We start from the raw sequence: 25231 nt of genomic DNA on the forward strand, positions 1-25231 counted from the left end.
CTCGCAACACGCGTATTGGCCGAATACGCCATTCGAGTGAATTTATGATGGCAAAAGTTGAGAACCATGGGGATAGAGCGGGCAATGACAGCCGGCGCATGCCCGATTTTGGCTCAAATGTAACCAAATCCGTAAAGAAGGGGTAGAGCGGCCAATGCAACCTGAACAACCAGAAGCAGCAGGTTGAGCCACACGCTCCCCCGGTCGGACATGATCGAAAGAATCCGACCGAAGGCGGCGACCGCAAAAGAGGCTCCGAGCGCCAGATAAATCATCGGCTGGGCAAGCAATATAGCGACCGCCCCGAAGCCGAGATAGAAACCGCCGGCCGAGCGCGCCTCGGCATAGGCCTCCGTTCGCCCTTCACGCACCTGCAGTCGAAGAAAGCGATAGGTGTAGCCCGGCGCGAACATCACGATAAGACCGATCAACGCCGTAAACGCTGCCGAGCAATAGGCAAGCCGCTCGCCCAAGTCAGTCGGAAAATAGAACTCCATCGATCGTCCCCAAATCAGCCCAAATCAAATCAACCATATGAACAGATCGACATATGGCATGATCCGACGGAACAGGGGAAGACATGACGGTGATGCCGTGGACAGGAATCACAGAAAGCTCTGCGGATCGATATCGAGCTGAACATGCACCGAGCCGCGCTCCTTCGGCGCCTGTGCCAGCATCGCCCGGAGGAACCCCTGCATGTCGGAATTGCGCTTGCCGTGCACCAGCAGGCGGAAGCGATGGCGGCCGCGCACCAGGGCAAGCGGCGCTTCCGCCGGCCCAAGGACGGAGATGCCTTGAACCTGCGGAGCGGCACTGCGCATGCCGCGCGCATGGGTCTCGGCATCCTGGCGCGTTTCGGCGGAAACAATGATCGAGGCAAGCCGCCCGAAGGGTGGCAGCACCGCCCTCTCCCGCTCGGTAATCTCGCGCTCGTAGAAGGCGCTGGCATCGCCGGAGACGATCGCCTGCATGACCGGGTGCTGCGGCTGGTAGGTTTGCAGCAGGCCGTGGCTCTTGAGGCCTGTTCGCCCTGCGCGGCCCGTCACCTGCGACAACAACTGGAAGGTCCGCTCGGCGGCACGCGGATCGCCATTGGCGAGGCCGAGATCAGCATCGATGATGCCGACCAGCGTCATCAGCGGGAAATTATGCCCCTTGGCGACGAGCTGCGTGCCGATGACGATATCCGCCTCGCCCTTGGCGATCGCTTCGAGCTCCAGGCGCAGCCGCTTGACACCACCCATGATGTCGGAGGAGAGCACGATCGTCCGTGCATCGGGAAAATGCCGCTCCACCTCCTCGGCGATGCGCTCGACGCCGGGGCCGCAGGCGACGAGATGGTCGAGCGTGCCGCATTCGGGGCAGGCTTCCGGCGTCCGCTCGGCATAACCGCATTGATGGCACTGAAGCTGGCCGCGAAACCGGTGCTCCACCAGCCAGCTCGAACATTGCGGGCATTGGAAGCGATGGCCGCAGACCCGGCAAAGCGTCAGCGGCGCATAGCCGCGCCTGTTGAGGAACAGCAGCGACTGCTGGCCCTTCTCCACCGTCTTACCGATGGCCCGGATCAGCAATGGCGACAGGAAGCCGCCGCGCTCCGGCGCATGTCGCCGCATGTCGACCAGATGCAGGTCCGGCATTGCCGCATCGCCGAAGCGGGTCGGCAGATGGATGGTGCTGTAGCGCCCACTCTGGCCATTGACCTGGCTTTCGACCGAGGGCGTGGCCGAGACCAGCACGACCGGAAAATCAGCGATGCGGCCACGCACGACCGCCATGTCGCGGGCATTATAATAGACGCGATCTTCCTGCTTGTAGGCGGGATCGTGCTCTTCATCGACGATGATCAGACCGAGATCCTCGAAGGGCAGGAACAGCGCCGAGCGCGCGCCGGCAACGACCCGGACCTCGCCGGTCACCGCCTGCCGCCAGACCTTTTCGCGCGTGCGCGGCGCCAGATCCGAATGCCATTCGGCCGGCTTGGCGCCGAAGCGATCCTGGAATCGCTCGAGAAAGCTCGCCGTCAGCGCGATTTCCGGCAGAAGGATCAACACCTGCTTGCCACGCTTCAGTGTCTCGGCAATCGCCTCGAAATAGACCTCGGTCTTGCCCGAGCCGGTAACGCCATCGATCAGGGAGACGGAGAATTCCTGCTTGCGCACCTCCGCCAATATCTCGTTGGCCGCTTCGCGCTGCGGGCCTTCGAGCCGCGAGGCGGCGTAATCCGGATCGGGCTTGGCAACCAGCGGCGGCGGCGGCAGGAACACGGTTTCGAACACGCCCTGCGCGATCAGCCCGTCGATAACGCTTGTCGAGACGCCAGCGGCATGCGCCAAGCCAGAGCGCGTCCAGGAGAGGCCGTCATTCGCCATCTCCATCACCCGCACGCGGGCCGGCGTCAGCCGCTCCGGCGCGCCACCGGCAAAGCGGAGGCCCTCGACCATCGGCTCCGGATCGAAGGCGGCCGGCACCCTCAGCGCCATGCGGGCAACGAGGCCGGGCGGCGACAGCGTATAAGCCGCGACCCAATCGATGAAATCGCGCATCTCCTTGGTCAAAGGTGGGCAATCGAAAACGCGGCTGATCGGCCGCAGCTTTTTCGGATCGACCCCACCTTCGTCGCCGCCATCCCAGACGACGCCGATCACCTGCCTCGGCCCCAGCGGCACCTGCACAACCGAGCCCGGCTCGACCGCCATGCCTTCCGGCACCGCATAGGAATAGGGCTTTGGCGCCGGCATAGGCACCAGAACCGGGACCGTGCGGGTCATCACAGCTTTAGCGGGCGCGGCCTCGAACAGCGCACCGAACAGATCGGAAGAATCTTTACTCATTGCGCCAGACCATGCCCCGAGCGGCGGCAAAAGGGAACCCGGGAGTAGCTCTCTGCCGCTTGCAAAATACGGATCGTCTGCAAGCTGCCCTGAATATCAGGGCCTTGTGTAGCAATGCCACCAATGACCGTCATTGGCCCGAAGCCGCCATTCCCGCGCCTACTCGCCTCTGAGCATCGATCACGCTGTCCACTACGCGCTGCTGACGCATGTCTCACTTCGTCGGCTGAGACCGCGCGGTCAGTTTATTTCCGTCCGGATCGCGAAGATAGGCGACGAAGGACCCGTTCGGACGCTCTGCGGGCGGGCTCTCGATCGCTGTGCCACCATGCTTGGTACCGGCCTCATGCCAAGCTAGAACATGGTCTTGGCTTGCGGCGGCAATACCGATAGTCCCACCGTTGGCCGCGGTCGCCGGCTTGCCGTCGATCGGTTTCGTGATCATCAGCCGACCGCCCTCGTGGGCATAGATTAGCCTGCCCCTTGCATCCATCTCGCCGGGCTTGCCTCCCAGTGCAGCGAACGTGGCGTCGTAGAAGGCTCTGGCCCGCTCCAAGTCGTTGCTGCCGATCATGACGTGGGTGAACATGCTTCATCTCCGGTCTGGCACGCAATGGGCCGCTTCTTGGTGTACCTAATCTGGCCATTGGTCAGTCGCGAAATTTCGAATTAAAGTGTCACTTGTTTTCCGGGCTTTGCGACATCGCAGAATAGGATGTTTTGCGCAGGCCGCAATGTCCGGTGTTGGCGCAAAGTTGCCATAAATGCCCCGTCGCGGTTAATGGCATCTGCTACCGAGTTCCGTGAATATCAGAGATTTCGCGATACCGCTGAAAGCCTGCCATTTCCACGAACCCGGAGGGCAGGCTGGTCAAAATTATCGTTGTTAAAAATTGCATCGGCAGCAGAAGCAGGCGTGCACGAGCGCTCATAGAGATTAAAGGCCGGCCGATAGCGATCGGCATACAGCTGACGTGTGGCCTCGGCTCCTCCCAGATGCGCGGTGTCACGATCCATGCCCCGTTGTTCGGAGACACGTTCCGAAGTTTCGACGAAGATCGCCAGGTCCCATCCGTCACGCAGTTCAGGTCGTTGGAGAAACGTACCATCGACAATGAGGATGGCGTCAGCCGGCGCGAATTGCGGATCTTGTTCGATCGGCAGATCATTGTGTAGATCGAATGATGCCGTGCGGTACCAGCGATCGCCACCAGGCCCTAAAGGAGAGAGAAGCAGCGCGTTGATGGCCGGAAGGTCGCGTGCATCGTAATAATAGCCCTCGGCGGAATGCCGCCCACGCGCATAGCGTTCCACTCTTGGCCTGTGGAAGCCATCGATCGACGTTCGAATGACGTCCCGGCCTTTGGCCCTGAGGCAATCCGCCAGTTCGTTCGCCAGCGTTGTCTTGCCGGATGCCGTCCTCCCGTCGATCGCAACGCGAACGGGCCTCGCCGATTCGACGTTTGCAATCATGACGGCGAGGTCATTCAACACGATTGCCCTCAGTGAGGACGCCTCATCGCTGACAACAGCGCTCATGCAGAATGTTCCCTGACCTCGGCGACCATATTCGCAGGCTCAGCCTCCGCGCCGATCGGCACAAACCTCGCATCGCCATCACGAGCCAGATCGAAGACCGTGTGCTTCTCCAGCGCCTTGGTCACCTCATTGACGTCGCCGTCGAGATGCTCGGCCGGGATCAGATTGCCGATCAGGAAATCGAAGCGGTCGCCGCGCTTGTTGAGGAGCTCGTGGAACACCGTCATGTCGCGCAGCTCCGTCGACCATTTGGCGAACCAGTAGAACAGTCCGGAATTGCGCGCCGTCAGATGCACCGGCAGGATCGGCAGATTATATTTGCGCGCAAGCCCGACGGCCGAGGTCTTCCATGGCCGTTCGTTAAGCTTGCCGTTTGCCCAATAGGCGATGCGGCCGGACGGGAAGAGCACAGTGACCTTGCCCTCGGCAACGGCGCGATTGGTGATTTGCAGCGTCTCGCGCGTCTTCAGCTTGCTCTTGTATTCGTCGCGCCATTCGACCGGGATGATCATCTCGGAAAAGCGCGGATTGACCCGCACCGCATCACGATTGGCAAAGACCATCATGTCGGGCCGGCGCGACTTCAGGAGATCGAAGACGGCGACGCCGTCGGCAATGCCGGTCGGATGGTTGCTGACGAGAATGAAGCCGCCGGAAGCAGGAATACGCTCGGCATGGGTCACGCCAATATCGAGCTTCAGCAGATCGCTCATATATTCGAAGCACTGGAAACCCGGCAGCTTGGCGACGTCATCGGCGAATTCGATCGCCTTGTTGTAGCGCAGCAGCGTATAGAGAAAGGGGCGCATCACCGGCCAGAGCGGGTTGCGAACGATCTTCTGGCCGCGCTCGGCGATCAGCGTATCGACGATATGTCCGGGCTGGCCCTGGGACACCAAAGCAATCGCTTCTGCAAGTTGTCCCAATGCAGTTATCGAACCGCGACGTGCCATGAAATGCCCTGGATGGTTGGGTTAGACTCTATCGCAATCGAATATGATCGAAGCATGACAAGCGCCTCGCGTATAACCACTTAAATCCGATTTGATTTAAGGAACAGCTTATACGCAGTTGAAAAGGACTACTGTGTTCTTTCCGCACGCAAAGGAAGCGCGGCGCAGTAGGATTGTTAGCGATTCCATAACCTTCCCCACTTCAAAGTGGCAGAATGAATTTGGAATTCAAGGGGTTTTCCACTGAACGAGTTGTTGATCATTGCCGACCCCAAGTTGATGGACGAGCGCAGCCGCTGGTTGGAGGTGCTGGGCCAGGAGCGCCGGCTGTCCGCCCATACGCTGGATGCCTATGAGCGCGACACCCGGCAGTTCCTGACATTCCTGACCGGCCATCTTGGCGGCCCGGCAAGCATCAAGGATATCCAGGCGCTGCGGCCCGCCGATTTCCGTGGCTTTCTCGCCGCGCGCCGCAAGGATGGCGCCGGCGCGCGTTCGCTCGGGCGCAATCTTGCCGGCCTTCGTTCACTCCTGCGCTATCTCGAAAAGAAGGGTCTGGTGAATGCCGCCGGTGCCGGCGCGGTGCGCTCGCCGAAGCAGCCGAAGTCCCTGCCGAAACCGCTATCGGACACCCAGGCCATCACCGTCGTCAGCGACGAGGCGCAGCTGCATGACGAACCCTGGATCGCCGCGCGGGACGCGGCCGTGCTGACCCTGCTCTATGGCTGCGGCCTGCGCATCTCCGAGGCGCTGGACCTGACGCCGGACGATATCCGCCCCGGCGCGACCGCGCTGCGCATCACCGGCAAGGGCAACAAGACGCGGCTAGTGCCGCTCTTGCCCATCGTCGTGGAAGCCGTCGAAAGATACCGCGCGATCTGCCCCTATCATCTCGACGCCGGCTCTCCCCTTTTTCGTGGCGCGCGCGGCGGCAAGCTGCATGCGGGCATCATCCAACGCGGCATGCAGAAGCTGCGCAGCGCGTTCGGCCTGCCGGACACGGCGACGCCGCATGCCCTGCGTCATTCTTTCGCCACGCATCTGCTCGCAGGCGGCGGTGACCTGCGCACGATCCAGGAATTGCTCGGCCATGCCAGCCTCTCGACGACCCAGGTCTACACCGGCGTCGATCAGTCGCGTCTGCTGGAGGTCTACGATCGGGCTCATCCGCGCGCGTAAGAAAGCATTAACCCCTCGCGTTAAGGGAATATGCGCTTCGGGCGGGTAGAGCAGAGACCGGTTTCGGCATGATCTCGTCGGGATGCTGCTTCGCAGCGTTCGGGGATCGTATATTCGGCTTTCGGAAGGTTGGGATGATATCTGCTCTCGGGATCAAGACGGCGCGGCTGACGGCACCGAAGCCCGGTGATATTCTCCTGTGGTTGGCGACAGCCTTTCCGGTGATGCTGGTGATCGCGCTGATCATTGCGGTGTTGTTGTCGGCACCGGCGCATGCCGACGAGACCGCGTCGGACAGCTGCGGCGGCAAGAACCTCATGACGGAGCTGCAAAAGACCGACCCCGCAAAATATGCCTCGATCCTTGCCGATGGCGACAAGGTCCCGAACGGCAAGGGCATCTTCTGGAAGATAGAAAAGCCCGGCCTGAAGCCCTCCTGGCTGCTGGGCACCATGCATGTCAGCGACACGCGCGTCACGACCATGCCGAAGGGTGCGGCCGAGGCCAGCGCCGCGGCCGATACGATTATCGTCGAATCCGATGAGATCCTCGACGACAAGAAGGCGGCGGCGGCCCTTTTCATCAATCCGTCGCTGACCATGCTGCCGAACGGCGGGACCATCGGTCAGCATTTATCGCCCGAAGACAATGCCCGGCTGGAAGCGGCCCTGAAACAACGCGGCGTGCCGCTTGCCGCCGTCTCCCACATGCAGCCCTGGCTGATTTCAAGCTCCTTCCAGATGACTGGCTGCGAAATCCGCCGCAAGACGTCTGGTGTCAAATTCCTCGATCAGAAGCTCGCCGCCGATGCCGCTGCTAGCGGCAAACAGGTCAAGGGCCTGGAGACGCTCGCCGAACAGGCCAAGGCAATGAGCGACCTTCCGATCGAACTGCACCTGAAATCGCTGATGCAGACGCTGGAACTCGGCGACAGGATCAACGACATCAACGAAACCATGACCGACCTCTACCTCGCCGGCAATGTCGGCGCGATCATGCCGATGCTGAAGAATATCGACCCGGACCAGAACCTGTCCGACGACGACGCCGGCACCTTCGAGCAGCGCATCGTGCTTGACCGCAACAAGGTGATGGGCGAACGCGCAGCCCCGATCCTCGCCAAGGGCAACGTCTTCATGGCTGTCGGCGCGCTGCATCTGGCCGGAGACGAGGGACTGGTAGCGCTGCTGCGCAAGCAGGGCTTCACGGTGACTAAGGTCGACTGACCGCGCCCATTCGTTTCCCGAAGTCGGCCATCATCGTCTCGACAATCAGCCGGTGGAACGGGGCGATCACGGCGAGATAGATCTTGCCAAGCAAGATGTTCCGCTTCACCAGCGTCGTCGTATCGACGAGCCGGCGTCCCTCACCATCATCCCGTACATCGATCACGACGCGGAAATCGAGGTGCTTGTCATCGAATCCGAGAACGACCTGGCTGTCCGATTTGCTGACAACCGGGAAGAAGCCGACCATCTCCGGCCCGTCCGGTGCACGATATTCGCTGGATTTCAGACCGAAAATGCCGGTCACCGCGTCGCGCAGCCTTAGCAACGACCGCACCCAGAGCGGAAAATGATCGAGTATCATGCCCGCAGCAACGATCGCCGTAAAATCCGATGTCGGAACTTGCAGCTCGAAGCAATCCGCCCAATCAGCCCCCGGCAATGCCGGGTGTGGCATACGTGGTTTAACCATGATCGGCTTTGCCGGCATTTTTTTCACCCGCTATCTCGATTGCCACAACCTAGCACAATCGACAGAAGACGAAGCATACAAACAGGGACTGCGGCAATTCGCCAGGCCAACCGGAAAGGGACTACCGCACCGCCGATCCGGTGCTCGGCAATATTTTCATCCGCCAGAACATCTCCGGCTTCAAATATGTGGTCGCGATGGCGCGGATATCCTGCGCTGATATCGACTGATAGCCATTGATGCTGCTGCGAATCCGCTCGAGGCGCCGAGGGTCTGTCTGGGCGCCGTGCAGGCCCTCCAGCCAGTAACCGTTGGTCTGTTGCGAGCGCTTTATCTCCTCGATCATCGGAGCCTTTGCCCGCGTCAGCTCGTCCGGCGAGACGTCGCTATCCCGCAGATCGGCGGCGATCTTGTCCACGAGATCGAAGAAGTGGTCCACTTTGGCAGGCGTTGTCTCGACATAGACATAGGTAAAGCCGTAGCCCGGAATTGATCTGGACAGATCGACATCGCCCTGCGGGCTGTAGGTCGCGCCCTCTGCGACGCGGAACTGATCGACCAGACGATTCTGGAAGATCGCACCCGTAACATTGGCGGCGGCGGCACGCGGCAAATCCGACAGGAAATCACCGATGGGCGCGGCGACCACTGCGGCGGCGTTGTCGCTTCGCCCGTCCTGAAAGCGCTCGACCGGCTGAGGCGTCGGTGCCGGAAAACGCACATCCAGGCCGCGAGCCTCTTCCTGCGCATTGGGACGGCTTGGCAAGGCGCCGAAGGTCTGCGCGGTCATGCGGATTGCGTCGTCCACCTTGATATCGCCGACGACGATGATTTCGATCTGCCCATTGGACAGGAGTGGCCGCAACAGCCCCTCGAAATCTTCCGGCTTGGCGTCGCGCAATTGCGCCTGATCGGGGAAGGTCCAGCGTGGATCGTTAGAATGCAAAAGGCCGGCGAGATCGCGGCTGACGACCCCACCGGGGGTCGCCTGAAGTTGGGGGAGGCTGTTCAGATAGGCCTGCTGGACCCGTTTGAAGACGTCGGGACGATAGGCGGGATCCGAGGCATAGGCCGTCAGGAGTTGCAATTGCATCGCCAGGTCGTCCGGCCGCGTGGCCCCTTCGAATCGGAAGGCACCGTCCTGAATGGAAAAATCGTTGCCGACGACATTGCCGGCCAGAGCTTTCTGCATGTCGTCGTAGCTGATCGCCTTCAAACCGGAAAGCGACATGGCCGGTGCCGCCCAGATCGGCAGCGGGCGATCATGCGGCAGATCAAGCCGGCCGCGACCGATATTGGCACGGACCAGCACTTCATTCGCGCGAAATGTCGTCGGCTTGACGGTCAGCCTGACTCCATTGGCAAAGCGGACCATCGTGACGCCGAGATCATCGACCGCGTGCTGCTCGACAACAGCCCCCGGCGGTCCGAAATCGCTGTAGGGCCAGACGGCGGACGCCGCCTGTTCCGGCGCAGCAACAGCCACGGCACGCGAACCGGCATAGGCCTTTTCGACGGTCGCGATACCGCCATCGGGCATTTGCGGGACTTGCAGCACCAGCAGCGGACCATTGCCGGCAAAGACGCTCTGGAGCGTTCGGTTGACCTCATCCGCGGTCAGGCCCTTCATTGCGGCGTCGAAGAGCGAGAGGTCGTCCGCCGGCGAGGTGAAAACCAGGTTCTCGCCCGTGCTCCAGGCCAGCGTTGTGGCGATGTCCGGGCTTGCGCGCGTCGCCGCACCGCCCGCCGCTGCCTGTAGCATCGAACGATATTCAGTGATTTCGCGATCGATCTCGCTCTGCTCGGCGCCGAACTGGGCAATACGGCGCTGCTCCTGATCGATGGCCACAAGCGCCGCCTGCCATTTGTCGGGATCGGAATCGGCGGCAATCATCGCGACGTGAGCGGACTTGTAGAGATCCTGCGATCCCGCCTGTGCGCTGACAAAGGGCGGGTTGGGCTGCTGCGCCAAAAAGGACAAACGCCGGTTGAGCACGGCAAGACCGATATTCTCGACCAAATCCGCCCGACGCTTGGCGATGCTGTCCGGGGACGCATCATAGGGATGGGTCCAGGCGATCTGCACGCGGGTCGCACCGCCCGGCACGACGACGGTTCCTACCCGCTGTCCCTGCTTTTCAAGGACACCGAGATCGGGCTCGGCCGGCGCCGGCGTCGCCGCCGTCCAATTGCCGAAACGATTGCGAATATCGGCTTCGATCGCCGCCGCATCGATATCGCCGACGACGATCAGGGTGGCGCGATCCGGGCGGTAATTGGCACGGTAATAATCCCGCACCAGGTCGACGGGCGCATTGCGGATGATGTCTGTCTTGCCGATCGGCGGCCGCAAGGGCACGCGCTGACCCGGCAGCAGCAGATTCATGAAGCCGATGCCGCCGCGATATTGTGGCGTATCACGCAGCTTCTCTTCGGAGAGGATGACACCGCGCTCGCGATCAAAGGCTCCGGCATCGAGCGTGAGTTCGCTTGCCGTCTCGCGCATCAGCTTCAGGCCAGTCGAAACCGTATCGGCCTTGGCCTCCGGGAGATCGAGTGCGTAGACAGTCTCGTTATAGCCGGTGGAGGCATTGGTATCCGGACCGAAGGCCAGGCCGAGGCGCTGAAGAGTCGGAATCATCTCGCCTTCGGGCACATGGGTCGAGCCCTTGAAGGCCATATGCTCAAGAAAATGCGCCAGCCCCTGCTGGTCGTCATTCTCCTGGAGCGAGCCGGTCGCCATACGAAACCGGATCGCCACCTGCCCCGAGGGCGTCGCGTTGTGCATGACGGCGAAGCGCATGCCGTTGGGCAGTGTGCCAAAGCGAACACCGGATTCGGCCGGCAGGTCGCTGGTGGCTTGCGGCCAGCCAGCGGCCGGCACTTCGGCGCGAGCCGGCAGCGCTCCGGTCACAAGGACCGTGAGCGCCATGACCATGAAAAATTGCAGAAATGCGGCAGCGACTGGGGCTTGGCGTGACATGCTTGCTTCGATTGTAAGGAGAGCTTCGATGATGCGGTGCACGAGAGTTCCCCGTTCATCGCATCATCGCAGGTGCATTGCAATCCCAGCCCTCAAGCCCAGTCGGAGCGCCGATTTTTACATATGGATCGGCTTGAAGAAGGTCGCGAGTGCGGCTTCCTTCACGGCTTCCGACATGGTCGGATGCGCATGGCAGGTGCGGCCGAGATCTTCCGACGAACCGCCGAATTCCATCAGCACGGTGATCTCGTGGATCATCTCACCGGCGCCGAAGCCGACGATATGGCCGCCGAGAACGCGGTCGGTTTCCTTGTCCGCCAGGATCTTGACGAAGCCGTCCGTCGCCAGCATGGCGCGAGCGCGGCCGTTGGCGGAGAACGGGAACTTGCCGACCTTGTAGGCGATGCCCGCTGCCTTCAGCTCTTCCTCGGTCTTGCCGACGGAGGCGACTTCCGGCTGCGTGTAGACGACGCTCGGAATGACGTCGTAGTTCACATGGCCCGCCTGGCCGGCGAGGATTTCGGCAAGCGCCACACCCTCGTCTTCCGCCTTGTGCGCCAGCATCGGACCCTTCACCACGTCGCCGATGGCGTAGATGCCGGGGACATTGGTCTTGAAGTGACCATCGATTTCGACGCGGCCGCGATTGTCGAGCGCAACGCCGGCTTCTTCGAGGCCAAGGCCGGCCGTGTAGGGCTTGCGACCGGTGGAGACCAGCACGACATCGGCATCGAGCACCACCTTATCGCCGCCCTTGACGGGCTCGAAGGTGACCTTTGCGCCCTTGCCGACCTTTTCGACGCCGACAACCTTGGCGCCGAGATGGAAGGTGATGCCCTGCTTGGCGAGCAGGCGCTGGAACTGCTTGGAGACTTCGCCGTCCATGCCGCCGAGGATGTTGTCGAGATATTCGACGACGGTGACCTTGGAGCCGAGGCGCGACCAGACCGAGCCGAGCTCGAGGCCGATAACACCGCCGCCGACAACGACCAGATTTTCCGGCACCTTGTCGAGCGCGATGCCGCCCGTGGACGAGATGATCACCTTCTCATCGATTTCGAGCGGCACGCCCGGAATGCCGGCAACGTCGGAGCCGGTGGCGATGACGATGTTCTTGCCCTCGACCTCGGTCACCTTGCCGTCTTCCGCCGTCACGGAAACCTTGCCGGCGGAAACGATCTTGCCGGTGCCCTGGAAGGTATCGATCTTGTTCTTCTTGAAGAGGAAGGCGACGCCATCGACGTTCGACTTCACGGTCGCATCCTTGTGCGCCAGCATCTTCGGAAGGTTGAGCGTCGGCGTGGAGACTTCGACGCCGAGCGCATCCATGCCATGGCCGGCATGATGGAACACTTCGGACGCGTGCAGCAGCGCCTTGGACGGGATGCAGCCGACGTTGAGGCAGGTGCCGCCATAGGTGGCGCGCTTTTCAATGACCGCGACCTTGAGGCCGAGCTGTGCGGCCTTGACGGCGCAGACATAGCCGCCGGGGCCGGTTCCGATAATGATCACATCGTAGGACATGGCTTAATTTCCTTGTTTTGTATCTCTAGAGCGTCATGACGCTCAAATTATTTGATTAAGCATGATCTTATCCGAAAACCGCTGCACACTTTTCGGGATCATGCTCGAGTTAGTCGGCCGCCCGCGCCATGGCGAGGCGGATGCCGAAGCCGACAAGTGCGGCCCCGGTGATGCGGTTGAACCATTTGCCGCTGGCGATGAAGCGATCGCGGATCGGCTTGACGGTGAAGAAAATGGAAACGCCGGCAAACCAGGCGACCAGCGCCGTCGCCATGCCGATGCCATAGCTGAACTGGATCAGCGCCGGCGTGTCGTGATGCACGAGCGTCGAAAACAGCGACAGGAAGAACAGCACCGGCTTCGGATTGAGCGCATTGGTGATGAAGCCCGTCGCCAGGCAGCGCCAGACGGAAACCGGCTTGCGGTCCTCGTCAGTGATCTCGATTTCCTTGACCTTGAAGCCCGGCTCGCGGAAGGACTTGATGCCGAGATAGACGAGATAGAGAACGCCGGCCCATTTGATCGCACTGAACAGCATCAGCGATTGCGAGACGATCAGGCCGAGGCCGAGGATGGTGTAGCTGATGTGGAAGAGCAGCGAGAAGCCCATGCCGAGGCCGGTCATCATCGCCGCGCGGCGGCCATGCACGATGCTCTGGCGCAGGATCACCGCAAAGTCGGCGCCCGGAACGACGATGAAGATCGAAAATACGGCCATCAGGCCGAGGAATTCCCAAACATATTGCATAGTGTTCGCCTTCTTCGCTTAACGACCGCCGCTCACATTGAGGATTGAGCCGGTTATATAGGATGCCTGATGGCTCAATAGGTAGAGGACCGCATCGGCAACTTCATCCGCGGTGCCGGCCCGCTGCATCGGAATGATCGGGCTCAAGTCACGCACGCGGTCCGGCAACCCGCCGGAGGCATGGATATCAGTATCGATGATCCCCGGACGCACCGCATTAACGCGAATGCCTTCCGTCACGACTTCGCGCGCCAGCCCGATGGTAAAAGTGTCGATCGCGCCCTTGGAGGCGGCGTAGTCGACATATTGGCCGGCCGAGCCCAGGGTCGCCGCCATCGACGAGATATTGACGATCGCTCCGCCCTTGCCGCCATGACGGGTCGACATGCGGCGCACGGCCTGCCCGGCGCAGAGGATCGAGCCGGTGATGTTGATGCGGAACATGCGCTCAAGCCGCTCGGGCGTCATTTCGTCGATACGCTGCGGCACATCGACAATTCCGGCATTGTTGACGAGACCGTCCAGCCGGCCGAAATGCTCGTCAACGGCGGAAAAGATCGCCTGGATATCGTTGGCCACGCCGACATCACCGGCAATCGCGATCGCCTCGCCGCCGCCATCCCGGATCGTAGCGACCACCGTCTCAGCAGCCACCTTGTTGGAGGCGTAGTTGACGGCCACGGTCCAACCCTGCCGGGCAGCGGCTATCGAGACTGCGGCACCGATACCGCGGCTGCCGCCGGTGACGAGAAGAACAGGAGATTTGTCGGTCATCCGTCGCATCCTTTCAAGGTCAGGACATCCCAGGGAGCAACGGTCGCCTTGCCTGCGCCCCAGATAATGGATTGCCGGATCGAAGGCCCGAGCGCCGGCAGGAACAGCCGTGCCGCGGCACCTGCGCCCTCTGTCGGCAGCGCGCTGATATCACCCTTCATATCCGAGGCATAGATCATGCCCTGCCAGACGGTGCAGGCGCGCAGATCGGCACCCGTCACGTCGCCATCAGGGCAATTGAACATGATCGTGCCATTGGCGTGCGGTCCATCGTCCGAGCGCATGATCACGCCTTCCGCGACGATCGACGTGTTGCGGACCGCGAATTTGAATTTGTTGCTGACGGCCGCCGCCGAACCTGCCGGCTCGAAACGCAGCTCATAGGCATCGTCCATGTCGCCATAGACAGCCTTTTCCTGCGCGCATTCATCCGCGTGCGCCAGCGTAGGGATCGTCATTAACACCATCATCGCCCAGTGCAGGGGGGCCAATCTTGCCATCACTCGCTCCCCGGCTCGCGCCGGCCGTCCGCATTTTCGGTCACCCCGAAATCCGTAAACAGCACGAGTGGACGGCCATTGGCATCGAGACCCCAGAAGACGGGATAGAAACCGTCGCCCCAGCCGCTCCAGAAGACCGCGACATTGCCGCGCTTGCCGGCTACCGGCCGGTGCATGACGTATTTGTCGTCATGCACCTTGATCTCAGGCGCCAGGACATCGTCGTAATAATTGATGTCGGAAGAGGATTTTTCCGTGCGGACTTGCTGCTCCCGCTCCTGGATCAAGGCATAGGTATCGGCGTCCATATAGCAGCCAAGACCGGCATCGACCGGATAGCCGAAGAACTCGTCGCCCTTCAGCGACTTGATATCCTGACCGGCAATCACCGCCAACTCCCAGCGCACCGGCTTGCCATCGGCAAAGCGCAGGCTGGCGGCGGCAATGCGGCCGAAGGCTTGATAGAGTGTCACGGGATAGTTGCCGGGGGAAACGGTCCTGACGAAAGCCGGGCGATCCGGCCCGACCAGTGGATCACTGGCGACGATGCGGCCTGAAGTCAGTTCGACATCGCCCATATGGAAGGGCGTGATCGACCTTGAGGCAAGATCGGCGTCGCTGAGCGACGCCAGATCGAGATTGCTACTGAGCTTTGCCGCGTCGAGATCATCCGCGACGGCCGGCGATGGCAACCATGCGGCGACGGCACACAAAAGTCCGCGCATCGTCCGCATGGGCCATGTCCACATGAGCCAGCGCTCCCTTAGAGATCGAGAACGAGACGTTCCGGATCTTCCAGGCTTTCCTTGACGCGCACGAGGAAGGTCACGGCTTCCTTGCCGTCGACCATGCGGTGGTCATAGGAGAGCGCCAGATACATCATCGGACGGATGACGACCTGACCGCCGATGGCGACCGGACGTTCCTGGATCTTGTGCATGCCGAGAATGCCCGACTGCGGCGCATTCAGGATCGGCGAGGACATCAGCGAACCGTAGACACCGCCATTGGTGATGGTGAAGGTGCCGCCTTGCATATCGGCCATCGACAGCGTGCCATCGCGAGCAGCCTTCGCCAGACGGCCAAGCTCCTTCTCGACTTCGGCGATCGACATCTGGTCGGCATCGCGAATGACCGGAACCACGAGTCCCTTGTCGGTGCCGACGGCCATGCCGATGTGGCAGTAGTTCTTGTAGACGATGTCGGTGCCGTCGATCTCGGCGTTGACGGCCGGGAGTTCCTTCAGCGCATGGGTCACGGCCTTGGTGAAGAAGCCCATGAAGCCGAGCTTCACGCCATGCTTCTTTTCGAAGACGTCCTTGTACTTGTTGCGCAGGTCCATGACGGCCTTCATGTCCACCTCGTTGTAGGTGGTGAGCATGGCGGCCGTGTTCTGCGCATCCTTGAGGCGACGAGCAATCGTCTGGCGCAGGCGGGTCATCTTGACGCGCTCTTCGCGACCGGCGTCTTCGACCGTCGTCGGCGCGCGGGCGGCAACCGGAGCGGCCGGTACGGCGGCAGGCGCCGAAGCGGCCTTGGCGACAGCAGCGATGACATCGCCCTTCAGGACCTGACCGCGCTTGCCGCTGCCATCGACCTGATCGGCGGAGACATTGCTTTCAGCAAGCAGCTTGGCGGCGGCGGGTGCCGGCGGCATGGAGGAAGCCGGAGCGGAAACAGCAGGTGCGGCGACCGGGGCAGCAGCAGCCGGAGCGGGTGCTGCGGCAGGCGCGGCAGCGGCCGGAGCAGCGGCAGCGCCGTTGCCCGCCGAGATCTGGCCGAGCAGCGCGCCGAGACCGACGGTCTCACCGGCCTGGGCGACGATTTCGGACAGCGTGCCGGCAATCGGCGAGGGAACTTCGATCGTCACCTTGTCGGTTTCCAGCTCGACAATCGGCTCGTCGACCTTGATGGCGTCGCCGACCTTCTTGAACCAGGTGCCGACGGTCGCTTCGCTGACGGACTCGCCGAGGGTAGGAACGCGGATTTCAGTGGCCATTGTTCAGATCCTGATTTTTCGTCTTATGAGTTAGATAGAATTTCCGGCGACAGATGGCCGGGGAATGATCGAGAGTATCGGCATTTTCGGGGTCGATAACGCTCATACCGAAGGCACCATAGGCTTTGAAGGCATGGCGGCCATCTCCTCCCCTGTGGCGTCATGCGGAAAGCCGGAGCGCGATGGCACAAGTTTCAGATGAAAATAGGCCATCGCGCAACCCCTTGCTTAACCGCCGAGCGCATCCTCGAGGAATGCCGCCAGCTGCGACAGGTGCTTGGACATCAGGCCCGTCGCCGGAGAGGCGGCGGCCGGACGGCCGGTGTAGCGAACGCGCTGGTACTTGGCATCGATATGGGCAAGCACCCACTCCAGATAAGGATCGATGAAGGACCATGCGCCCATGTTCTTCGGCTCTTCCTGGCACCAGACCATCTCCGCATTGCGGAAGCGGCTGAGCTCATTGATCAGCGCCTTGGCCGGGAACGGGTAGAGCTGTTCGATGCGCAGCAGGTAGATATCGTCGATGCCGCGCTTTTCGCGCTCTTCCAGCAGGTCGTAATAGACCTTGCCCGAGCAGATGACGACGCGACGGATCTTGTTGTCCTTCTGCAGCTTGATCGGGCCGTCCTTGATCACTTCCGCATCGTCCCAGAGCAGGCGATGGAAGGAAGATTCCCCCGCCATCTCCGCCAGGCTCGACACCGCGCGCTTGTGGCGCAGCAGCGACTTTGGCGTCATCAGGATCAGCGGCTTGCGGAAATCGCGCTTCAGCTGACGGCGCAGGATGTGGAAGTAGTTAGCCGGCGTCGTAACGTTGGCGACTTGCATGTTGTCTTCAGCGCAAAGCTGCAAGAAGCGCTCGAGGCGGGCCGAGGAGTGTTCCGGACCTTGGCCTTCATAGCCATGCGGCAGCAGGCAGACGAGACCGGACATGCGCAGCCACTTGCGTTCGCCCGACGAGATGAACTGGTCGAAGACAACCTGCGCACCGTTGGCGAAGTCGCCGAACTGGGCTTCCCAGAGCGTCAACGCGTTCGGGCGCGCCAGCGAATAACCGTATTCGAAACCGAGAACCGCTTCTTCGGACAGCATCGAGTTGATGACTTCGTAGCGGGCCTGGGTCGGCGACAGGTTGGCGAGCGGAATGTAGCGCTCTTCAGTTTCCTGATCGTAGAGAACCGAATGACGCTGCGAGAACGTGCCGCGTTCGCAATCCTGGCCGGACAGGCGGATCTTGTGGCCTTCGATGACAAGCGCGCCGAAAGCCAGCGCTTCCGCCATCGCCCAGTCGATGCCTTCACCGCTCTGCACCATGTTGGCGCGGTTTTCCATGAAACGCTGGATGGTGCGGTGCGCGTGGAAGCCAGCCGGGATTTCCGACAGCTTGCGACCGATCTCTTTCAGCGTCTTCATCGGCACGGCGGTCTTGCCGCGGCGCTGCTCGTCGGCGTTGTCAGCCGCATGCAGGCCCGACCACTCGCCATCAAGCCAGTCGGCCTTGTTCGGCTTGTAATGCTGGCCGGCCTCGAACTCCTGCTCGAGATGGGCGCGCCAGTCGGCCTTCATCTTTTCGACTTCGCCATCGGTCAGGACGCCTTCTGCGACCAGCCGCTGCGAATAGAGCTGCAGGACCGTCTTGTGGGCGCGGATGACCTTATACATGTTCGGCTGCGTGAAGGACGGTTCATCGCCTTCATTGTGGCCGTAGCGGCGGTAGCAGAACAGGTCGAGGACCACAGGCTTGTGGAACTTCATGCGGAATTCGGTGGCGATCTTGGCCGCATAAACAACAGCTTCCGGATCGTCGCCGTTCACATGGAAGATCGGCGCTTCGATCATCTTGGCGACGTCGGACGGATAGGGCGACGAGCGCGAGAAGGCCGGATTGGTGGTAAAGCCAATCTGGTTGTTGATGATGACATGCATCGTGCCGGCAACGCGATGGCCGCGCAGGCCCGACAGGCCGAGGATTTCGGCAACCACGCCCTGGCCGGCGAAAGCAGCGTCACCATGGATCAGGAGCGGCACGACCTTGGCGCGCTCGGACAGCGGAATGATGTCGCCATCCCACTGGGTAGCGCCCATATCCTGCTTGGCGCGGGCCTTGCCCATGACCACCGGATTGACGATTTCCAGATGCGACGGATTGGCGGTCAGCGAAACGTGCACCTTGTTGCCGTCAAAATCGCGGTCCGAGGAGGCGCCGAGATGGTACTTGACGTCACCAGAGCCTTCGACTTCGTCCGGCGCGTAGGAACCGCCCTTGAACTCGTGGAAGATCGCGCGGTGCGGCTTGCCCATGACCTGCGAAAGCACGTTCAGGCGGCCGCGATGGGCCATGCCGAACAGAGCTTCCCTGAGGCCGAGCTGGCTGCCGCTCTTCAGGATCTGCTCCAGCGCCGGGATCAGCGATTCACCGCCGTCGAGGCCGAAACGCTTGGTGCCCTTGAACTTGACGTCGAGGAACTGCTCGTAGCCTTCGGCTTCGATGACCTTCTGCAGGATCGCCTTCTTGCGCTCGGGATTGAAAGCAATACCCTTATCGACGCCTTCGATGCGCTCCTGGATCCAGGCCTTCTCTTCCGGATTGGAGATATGCATGAATTCGACGCCGAGCGTCGAACAGTAAGTGCGCTCGAGGATCTCGATCATCTCGCGCACGCTCGCATATTCGAGGCCGAGCACGTTATCGATGAAGATCTTGCGATCAAGGTCAGCCTCGGTGAAACCGTAAGCTTCCGGCGACAGCTCCTTGTAATCTTCGACCGCGGCGGCAATGCCGAGCGGGTCGAGCTTGGCGTGCAGGTGGCCGCGCATGCGATAGGCGCGGATCATCATGATGGCGCGGACGGAATCGCGCGTCGCCTGCAGGACGTCGGCGGTGTCGGCCGGCTTGCCCTGAGCTTCGGCCTTGGCCTTCACCTTGGTCTCGATGACCTTTTCGACGATGCCCCAATTGCCGTCGAGCGCGGAAACGAGCTCACCATTGGCCGGGATCGGCCAATTCTTGCGCTGCCAGGAGGCGCCCTTGGCCGCCCGCTTCACGTCGTCGGGACTGTCTTCCAGCGCCTTGAAGAAGGACCGCCACTCGTCGGACACCGACGATGCGTCTTCCTCGTAGCGCGCGTAAAGCTGCTCTATATAAGCAGCGTTCGCACCGTCCAGGAACGAAGTGATCTGAAATTGCTCGTTGGCTTCTTGCCTTGCCATGGTGATATGCGGACGCCTTCGTCCGCCTCCCGACTTGTTTGCATTGCCGGCTTATGGACATCCGGCGACCGTATTTCGTCCGCGGCCACTTGGACCGCACATCTGCACTTACGAATTGGAAGGCCGGACGGGATAGGCGGCTGCCGCTCCCCGTCCGGGTCTTGCTATAGGTAGGATCAGCCCTTCAGGACTTCCACCAGCGTCTTGCCGAGACGCGCCGGCGACGGCGACACGCGAATGCCTGCCGCTTCCATCGCCGCAATCTTGTCTTCCGCGCCGCCCTTGCCGCCGGAGATCACGGCGCCAGCATGGCCCATGGTGCGGCCGGGAGGTGCCGTGCGGCCGGCGATGAAGCCGACCATCGGCTTCTTGCGGCCCTTCTTGGCTTCGTCCTTGAGGAACTGCGCGGCTTCTTCTTCAGCCGAGCCGCCGATTTCGCCGATCATGATGATCGACTTGGTTTCGTCGTCGGCGAGGAACATTTCGAGGATGTCGATGAATTCCGTGCCCTTGACCGGGTCACCGCCGATGCCGACAGCCGTCGTCTGGCCGAGGCCTTCGTTGGTGGTCTGGAACACGGCTTCATAGGTGAGCGTGCCCGAACGCGAGAGAACGCCGACTGAACCCTTCTTGAAGATGGAGCCCGGCATGATGCCGATCTTGCATTCGTTCGGCGTCATCACGCCGGGGCAGTTCGGTCCGATCAGGCGCGACTTCGACTTGTCGAGGCGAGCCTTGACCTTGACCATGTCGGCAACCGGAATGCCTTCCGTGATGCAGACGATCAGCGGGATCTCAGCGTCGATCGCTTCGAGGATGGCAGCCGCGGCACCTGCCGGCGGCACGTAGATGACCGAGGCATTGGCGCCGGTGGCGTCCTTGCCTTCAGCGACCGACTTGAAGATCGGCAGCTTTTCGCCTTCCTTGCCGGTCCAGGTTTCGCCGCCCTTGGAAGGGTGGATACCGCCAACCATCTTCGTGCCGTGATAGGCCAGCGCCTGCTCGGTGTGGAAGGTGCCGGTCTTGCCGGTCAGGCCCTGAACCAGGACCTTGGTGTCTTTGTTGATGAGAATGGACATCTTGCCTCAGGCTCCCTTGACTGCCTTGACGATCTTCTGGGCGGCATCGTCCAGGTCATCGGCAGAGATGACATTGAGACCGGATTCATTGATGATCTTCTTGCCGAGCTCGACATTGGTGCCTTCGAGGCGAACGACGAGCGGAACCTGCAGACCGACTTCCTTGACGGCTGCGAGCACGCCTTCGGCAATGACATCGCACTTCATGATGCCGCCGAAGATGTTGACCAGGATGCCTTCGACAGCCGGGTCTGCGGTGATGATCTTGAAGGCTGCGGTGACCTTTTCCTTGGTGGCGCCGCCGCCGACATCGAGGAAGTTCGCGGGCTCAGCGCCGTAGAGCTTGATGATGTCCATGGTTGCCATGGCAAGGCCGGCGCCGTTGACCATGCAGCCGATGTTGCCGTCGAGGGCGACATAGGCGAGGTCATACTTGTGCGCTTCGATTTCCTTGGCGTCTTCCTCGGACGTGTCGCGCAGCGCAACGATGTCTTCGTGGCGGAACAGCGCATTGCCGTCGAAGGAAACCTTGGCGTCGAGAACGCGCAGGCGGCCGTTGGTCATGACGATCAGCGGGTTGACCTCAAGCAGGGCCATGTCCTTCTCGACGAAGGCCTTGTAGAGGATCGGGAACAGCTTGTCGGCATCTTCGCGGGCAACACCTTCGAGCTTCAGCGCGTCGGAAAGAGCAGCCGAATTGGCAGCCGTGACGCCCGTCGACGGTTCGATGGCGACGGTGATGATCTTTTCCGGCGTGTCGTGCGCGACGGTCTCGATGTCCATGCCACCTTCAGTCGATACGACGAAGGCAACCTGGCCGACCGAGCGGTCAACCAGGATCGAGAGGTAGAGTTCGCGGTCGATGTCGGCGCCGTCTTCGATGTAGAGGCGGTTGACCTGCTTGCCGGCCGGGCCAGTCTGCTTGGTCACCAGCGTATTGCCGAGCATGTCCTTGGAATTGGCAACGACGTCCTCGATCGACTTGGCGAGGCGAACGCCGCCCTTGGCGTCGGGGCTAAGTTCCTTGAACTTGCCCTTGCCGCGACCGCCGGCATGGATCTGGCTCTTGACGACGTAAAGCGGGCCTGGAAGCTGCTTTGCGGCAGCAGCGGCTTCGTCTGCGGAGAAGATGGCAACGCCGTCCGCGACGGGTGCGCCATAGGACTTCAGCAGAGCCTTGGCCTGATATTCATGAATGTTCATGGGTTTATCCCTGTTATAACGCGGAAATTACTTCAGCGACGGCGCGATGGTGATGCAGGCTTCGCAAAGGCCGGCGACGGATGCGACCGACTTGTCGAAGGCTTCCTTCTCGGCCTTGTTCAGGTCGATCTCGATGATGCGCTCGATGCCACCGGCGCCGATGACCGTGGGAACGCCGACATACATGTCCTTGACGCCGTACTGGCCATCGAGATGGGCAGCGCATGGCAGAACACGCTTCTTGTCCTTGAGGTAGGATTCGGCCATTGCGATGGCGGATGCGGCCGGGGCGTAATAGGCCGAGCCGGTCTTCAAGAGGCCGACGATTTCAGCACCGCCATCACGGGTGCGCTGAATGATCTCTTCGAGGCGCTCGGCGGTGAGCCAGCCCATGGTGACGAGGTCGGTCAGCGGAATGCCGGCAACGGTGGAGTAGCGGGCGAGCGGGACCATCGAGTCGCCATGGCCGCCGAGAACGAAAGCGGTGACGTCTTCGACGGAAACGTTGAATTCCTTGGCAAGGAAGAGGCGGAAGCGCGAGCTGTCCAGCACGCCGGCCATGCCGACGACCTTGTTGGCCGGGAGGCCCGAGAACTTCTGCAGCGCCCAGACCATGGCGTCGAGCGGGTTGGTGATGCAGATCACGAAAGCGTTCGGGGCATACTTCTTGATGCCGGCGCCGACCTGCTCCATGACCTTGAGGTTGATGCCGAGAAGATCGTCGCGGCTCATGCCCGGCTTGCGGGCGACGCCGGCGGTGACGATGCAGACGTCAGCACCTTCGATCGCCGAATAGTCGCTGGCGCCGGTCAGGTTGACGTCGAAGCCTTCGACCGGCGAAGACTGGGCGATGTCGAGACCCTTGCCCTGGGGAATGCCGTCCGCGATGTCGAACAGGACGATGTCGCCCAGTTCTTTCAGGCCGGCGAGATGCGCCAGCGTGCCACCAATCATGCCAGAACCAATAAGTGCGATCTTGTTGCGCGCCATTTCGGGGTATCCTTTGCGATCAAAATCCGTGGCGGGACGCCCACAAGGCATCCACCATTGCCGCCAATCGCATAGACCCAACGGCAGAAATTGGCAATTGATTATTTTGAGAGCAGGGATTTCAATCGGTTAGATCGATAATGTCTTACGTAAACGTAAGACATTCTGTCACCAATCTGTTACTCGGCAGCCCGTTTTGCGGGAGTCTGGGCGAGATATTCAGCGCTGCGCATCTCGAAAAGCCGCGATGCGGTGCGGTCGAATTCGAAGCCTTCCGTGCCGCGCCTTTCGACCAGCAGATCCTCCGGCATCGCCGCCGCTGAAACATAAAGCCGGATGGCGTGATCGTAAAGCGTGTCGATGAGGATGATGAAACGCTTGGTCTGGTTGCGTTTTTCCGGACCGAGCTTCGGCACGCGGTCGAGGAAGATCGTATCGAACCGCTTGGCGATGGCCAGGAAATCGGCCGCACCCAGCGGCGCATCGCAGAGATCGGCGAAGGAAAAGCGCGCCATGCGATCGGCGGCGAGCGGTACATGGATGGACCGCCCCTTCATCGGGATGTCCAGGGGCTGCGGCTTGCGGCCATGCAGCGCCTGCACCCACGATGCCTCCATCGCCATGTCGGTGCGCTCGTCGATCGGGATCAGATAGACCGGCTGGCTGTTCAGCTTCTCCATGCGGTAATCGGTCGGCGAATCCAGCGTGACGACCTCGACATGACGTTTCAGCAGATCGATGAATGGCAGGAACAGGCCGCGATTGAGGCCGTCGCGATAGAGATTGTCAGGCTCGACATTCGATGTGGCGATCAGCACGCAACCGAGCGAGAACAGCTCGGAGAACAACCGCGACAGGATCATCGCGTCGGCAATGTCGGTCACGGTGAATTCGTCGAAGCACAGCAGCTCGGCCTCGCTATAGAGGTCGGCCGCAACCGGCAGCACCGGATCGGCCTGCTTGGTCTCGCCATTCTTGAATTTCAGACGATGGGCGGCGATGCGATTGTGCACATCGGCCATGAATTCGTGGAAATGCGCCCGGCGCTTCTTCTTGGCAGGCGCCATGGCGAAGAACATGTCCATCAGCATGGTCTTGCCGCGCCCGACGCTGCCGTGGATATAGAGGCCGCGAATGATCTCTGCCGGCTTCTTGCGCGCGAACATCCAGCCGAGCGCGCTCGACTTGGTCGCCGGACGCTTCTGCTTGAGGTTGGCAAGTACGCGATCGAGGGATTTCGCCACATCCATCTGCGCCGAATCCACCTGAAGCGATCCGGAGGCCGTCAGCGCCTTCAGCTGTTCGCCGACGCTGATGGAATAATCGGGCATGGGTTGCATGGGGAAATATCCACCTGTGCAAAGGGGAAGCGACCCGGACGGCCGCCCCCTTCAAAAGAGCTTTATCGGCTGAGGCTGATCGACTGGCCGGACGCGGTCGAGCCATCGTAGCGCGAATCGGCCGTCTTGTAGAGAGAGCCGATCTGGTTGCCGTCACGATCCTTGAGGAGAACCTGCTTGCCGGACACCGCCCAGGAACCCATCGCCGTCAGCTCACCGGCGCAACCGCGCGTACCGCCGCGCGACCCGCTGCCGAGATTGGTGAGCGTCAGGAACATATCGCAGCTCGACCCGCCATTGCTGACCTTCCAGCTGCCGACCATGGATTCCTTGGTCACGTCCTGCGCGGATGCGGCCATCGCCTGCTGTTGCTGCGGATTGGCCGCGTTCGGCGCGTTCGACGGCGCCGCGGGAAACTGCGAACCGGTGCCGCTGTTCGTCGGCGGAAGCTGGCTGGACTGGACGGAAGGAACGGGCTGAGCCTGCAGGGGTGGTGGGCGCGAATAGGACGTATCGTCGTTGTTGTATGCTGTACGCTGGCAACCGGCAAGCGACAGACCTATCGCCGCAGCCGTCACTGCATATCTCAATTGCATCATCATACTCCTAATCGTCCACCGCTGACATTGGGATACCGAGCACCCATAAAATTGGAACTAACGTATTTCATTT

The 25231-nt window shown here is 61.6% G+C and carries 21 protein-coding genes; 2 read left to right on the forward strand and 19 right to left on the reverse strand.

The window, feature by feature from the left end; all coding sequences use genetic code 11:
- Positions 1 to 113: 113 nt before the first annotated feature.
- From AC1RO0_RS19895 to AC1RO0_RS19915, 5 genes are all read right to left on the reverse strand, one after another.
- Positions 114 to 497: an AGROH133_08824 family phage infection protein gene (locus tag AC1RO0_RS19895; RefSeq protein WP_498594535.1), complete on the reverse strand. Its 384-nt coding sequence runs from the start codon at positions 495 to 497 to the stop codon at positions 114 to 116.
- Positions 498 to 605: 108 nt separating this feature from the next.
- Positions 606 to 2837, reverse strand: coding sequence for a primosomal protein N' (locus tag AC1RO0_RS19900; RefSeq protein WP_498594536.1), 2232 nt, complete (start codon positions 2835 to 2837; stop codon positions 606 to 608).
- Positions 2838 to 3051: 214 nt separating this feature from the next.
- Positions 3052 to 3426 (reverse strand): VOC family protein, encoded by a 375-nt coding sequence (locus AC1RO0_RS19905; protein ID WP_498594537.1) that lies wholly within the window; start codon positions 3424 to 3426, stop codon positions 3052 to 3054.
- Positions 3427 to 3647: 221 nt separating this feature from the next.
- Positions 3648 to 4376, reverse strand: coding sequence for a nucleoside/nucleotide kinase family protein (locus tag AC1RO0_RS19910; protein WP_498594538.1), 729 nt, complete (start codon positions 4374 to 4376; stop codon positions 3648 to 3650).
- Positions 4373 to 5329 (reverse strand): GNAT family N-acetyltransferase, encoded by a 957-nt coding sequence (locus AC1RO0_RS19915; RefSeq protein WP_498594539.1) that lies wholly within the window; start codon positions 5327 to 5329, stop codon positions 4373 to 4375. The genes AC1RO0_RS19910 and AC1RO0_RS19915 overlap by 4 nt, the downstream gene beginning before the upstream one ends.
- Positions 5330 to 5572: 243 nt before the next feature.
- Here AC1RO0_RS19915 and AC1RO0_RS19920 point away from each other — a divergent pair, with 243 nt between their 5' ends.
- Positions 5573 to 6508 (forward strand): tyrosine recombinase XerC, encoded by a 936-nt coding sequence (locus AC1RO0_RS19920; protein ID WP_498594726.1) that lies wholly within the window; start codon positions 5573 to 5575, stop codon positions 6506 to 6508.
- 134 nt (positions 6509 to 6642) lie between these two features.
- Positions 6643 to 7734 carry a TraB/GumN family protein gene (locus tag AC1RO0_RS19925; RefSeq protein ID WP_498594540.1) on the forward strand — a complete coding sequence of 364 codons (1092 nt, stop codon included), beginning with the start codon at positions 6643 to 6645 and terminating at the stop codon, positions 7732 to 7734.
- Here the strand turns inward: AC1RO0_RS19925 and AC1RO0_RS19930 are convergent.
- The 14 genes from AC1RO0_RS19930 to AC1RO0_RS19995 all read right to left on the reverse strand — a co-directional run bounded on the left by AC1RO0_RS19930 (position 7721) and on the right by AC1RO0_RS19995 (position 25155).
- Positions 7721 to 8224, reverse strand: a complete 504-nt coding sequence (locus tag AC1RO0_RS19930) for a DUF2867 domain-containing protein (protein WP_498594541.1) — start codon at positions 8222 to 8224, stop codon at positions 7721 to 7723. The two genes, AC1RO0_RS19925 and AC1RO0_RS19930, sit on opposite strands and share 14 nt — an antisense overlap.
- Before the next feature lie 103 nt (positions 8225 to 8327).
- The gene (locus AC1RO0_RS19935; protein WP_498594542.1) at positions 8328 to 11189 is read right to left on the reverse strand and encodes a M16 family metallopeptidase; all 2862 of its coding nucleotides are present in this window, start codon (positions 11187 to 11189) and stop codon (positions 8328 to 8330) included.
- A gap of 117 nt (positions 11190 to 11306) precedes the next feature.
- Positions 11307 to 12713 carry a dihydrolipoyl dehydrogenase gene (gene lpdA, locus AC1RO0_RS19940; protein WP_498594543.1) on the reverse strand — a complete coding sequence of 469 codons (1407 nt, stop codon included), beginning with the start codon at positions 12711 to 12713 and terminating at the stop codon, positions 11307 to 11309.
- 109 nt (positions 12714 to 12822) lie between these two features.
- Positions 12823 to 13461, reverse strand: a complete 639-nt coding sequence (locus tag AC1RO0_RS19945) for a LysE family translocator (protein WP_037218930.1) — start codon at positions 13459 to 13461, stop codon at positions 12823 to 12825.
- 18 nt (positions 13462 to 13479) lie between these two features.
- A complete protein-coding gene (locus AC1RO0_RS19950; RefSeq protein ID WP_498594544.1) occupies positions 13480 to 14235 on the reverse strand; it encodes an SDR family oxidoreductase in 756 nt (251 codons plus the stop codon).
- The gene (locus tag AC1RO0_RS19955) at positions 14232 to 14735 is read right to left on the reverse strand and encodes a hypothetical protein (RefSeq protein ID WP_498594545.1); all 504 of its coding nucleotides are present in this window, start codon (positions 14733 to 14735) and stop codon (positions 14232 to 14234) included. Before AC1RO0_RS19955 ends, AC1RO0_RS19950 begins: the two co-directional genes overlap by 4 nt.
- A complete protein-coding gene (locus tag AC1RO0_RS19960; RefSeq protein ID WP_498594546.1) occupies positions 14735 to 15484 on the reverse strand; it encodes a DUF4241 domain-containing protein in 750 nt (249 codons plus the stop codon). The genes AC1RO0_RS19955 and AC1RO0_RS19960 overlap by 1 nt, the downstream gene beginning before the upstream one ends.
- A gap of 14 nt (positions 15485 to 15498) precedes the next feature.
- Complete coding sequence (gene odhB, locus AC1RO0_RS19965; protein WP_498594547.1) at positions 15499 to 16734, reverse strand: 2-oxoglutarate dehydrogenase complex dihydrolipoyllysine-residue succinyltransferase; 1236 nt, start codon at positions 16732 to 16734, stop codon at positions 15499 to 15501.
- A 228-nt stretch (positions 16735 to 16962) separates the two neighbouring features.
- Positions 16963 to 19947, reverse strand: a complete 2985-nt coding sequence (locus AC1RO0_RS19970; protein WP_498594548.1) for a 2-oxoglutarate dehydrogenase E1 component — start codon at positions 19945 to 19947, stop codon at positions 16963 to 16965.
- A 176-nt stretch (positions 19948 to 20123) separates the two neighbouring features.
- Complete coding sequence (gene sucD / locus AC1RO0_RS19975; RefSeq protein WP_498594549.1) at positions 20124 to 21026, reverse strand: succinate--CoA ligase subunit alpha; 903 nt, start codon at positions 21024 to 21026, stop codon at positions 20124 to 20126.
- 6 nt (positions 21027 to 21032) lie between these two features.
- Positions 21033 to 22229 carry an ADP-forming succinate--CoA ligase subunit beta gene (gene sucC / locus AC1RO0_RS19980; protein ID WP_498594550.1) on the reverse strand — a complete coding sequence of 399 codons (1197 nt, stop codon included), beginning with the start codon at positions 22227 to 22229 and terminating at the stop codon, positions 21033 to 21035.
- Positions 22230 to 22256: 27 nt separating this feature from the next.
- Complete coding sequence (gene mdh, locus AC1RO0_RS19985; protein WP_498594551.1) at positions 22257 to 23219, reverse strand: malate dehydrogenase; 963 nt, start codon at positions 23217 to 23219, stop codon at positions 22257 to 22259.
- Between the two features lie 179 nt (positions 23220 to 23398).
- Positions 23399 to 24559 carry a cell division protein ZapE gene (gene zapE, locus AC1RO0_RS19990; protein WP_498594552.1) on the reverse strand — a complete coding sequence of 387 codons (1161 nt, stop codon included), beginning with the start codon at positions 24557 to 24559 and terminating at the stop codon, positions 23399 to 23401.
- Between the two features lie 62 nt (positions 24560 to 24621).
- Complete coding sequence (locus AC1RO0_RS19995; RefSeq protein ID WP_498594553.1) at positions 24622 to 25155, reverse strand: protease inhibitor Inh/omp19 family protein; 534 nt, start codon at positions 25153 to 25155, stop codon at positions 24622 to 24624.
- Between the last annotated feature and the right edge of the window lie 76 nt (positions 25156 to 25231).

It is taken from the genome of Rhizobium sp. GW821-FHT14E12, from assembly GCF_058803745.1.